Below are 1,205 nucleotides of genomic sequence, written 5' to 3' on the forward strand. Positions count from 1 at the left end.
TCGACACCGGACAAGGAAACAGCAGAGAAATGTCGATCTTCCTCAACAAGGACTCCAAGGTCATCGTCCAGGGCATCACCGGCGGCGAGGGCACTAAGCACACCGCCCTCATGCTCAAGGCCGGCACGCAGGTCGTCGGCGGCGTGAACGCCCGCAAGGCCGGCACCACGGTGCTCCACACCGACGCCGACGGCACCCCCGTCGAGCTGCCCGTTTTCGCGTCGGTCGAAGAGGCCATCGCCGCCACCGGCGCCGACGTCTCCATCGCGTTCGTGCCCCCGGCGTTCACGAAGGACGCCATGGTCGAGGCCATCGACGCCGAGATCCCGCTCCTCGTCGTGATCACCGAGGGCGTGCCCGTCGGCGACACCGCCGAGGCGTGGGCCTACGCGCAGTCGAAGGGGAACAAGACCCGCATCATCGGCCCGAACTGCCCCGGCATCATCACGCCGGGCGAGTCGCTGGTCGGCATCACGCCCGCCAACATCACCGGCAAGGGGCCGATCGGCCTCGTGTCGAAGTCGGGCACCCTGACCTACCAGATGATGTACGAGCTCCGCGAGATCGGCTTCTCGACGGCCATCGGCATCGGCGGCGACCCGATCATCGGCACCACGCACATCGACGCGCTCGCGGCGTTCGAAGCGGACCCCGAGACCAAGGCCATCGTCATGATCGGCGAGATCGGGGGCGACGCCGAGGAGCGTGCGGCCGACTTCATCAAGGCGAACGTGACCAAGCCGGTCGTCGGCTACGTCGCCGGCTTCACCGCTCCCGAGGGCAAGACCATGGGCCACGCCGGCGCCATCGTCTCGGGCTCGGCGGGCACGGCCCAGGCCAAGAAGGAGGCCCTCGAGGCCGCCGGCGTCAAGGTCGGCAAGACGCCGTCCGAGACGGCCGCGCTGATGCGCGAGATCATCGCCTCGCTCTGATTTCCCGCGTCATCAGGACAGAAGGCCCCGCTTCGGCGGGGCCTTCTCTTCTTTCGCCGGCGATGTATTCCGGAACCGGAATCCGACTCTTCTCTTGTGGATGTCGTTTCGAGCAGTTACATTCCCTCTCGGATGCGCACCGGGTTGTCTGGCGGTGCGTAAGGGGTGGGGATTTCTGTAGCACGAATGGGCAGAAGGGGCCCCATGAGTCGGAAATCCCCCGGTTTCGGGGTTTCGCGAGAACAGCGCCGTGTCTCGGGCACGGCGGTGTCA

The 1,205-nt window shown here is 66.9% G+C and carries 1 protein-coding gene; it reads left to right on the forward strand.

Annotated features, from left to right (window positions below; genetic code table 11):
- The first annotated feature begins 29 nt into the window (after nucleotides 1-29).
- Entirely contained in the window at nucleotides 30-932 is a 903-nt protein-coding gene (gene sucD, locus Q9R08_RS11400) for a succinate--CoA ligase subunit alpha (protein ID WP_308868133.1), read from the forward strand.
- The last annotated feature ends 273 nt before the right edge of the window (nucleotides 933-1,205 follow it).

Origin of the sequence: Microbacterium psychrotolerans, from assembly GCF_031085295.1 — a bacterium.
Classification (GTDB): Bacteria; Actinomycetota; Actinomycetes; order Actinomycetales; family Microbacteriaceae; genus Microbacterium; species Microbacterium psychrotolerans.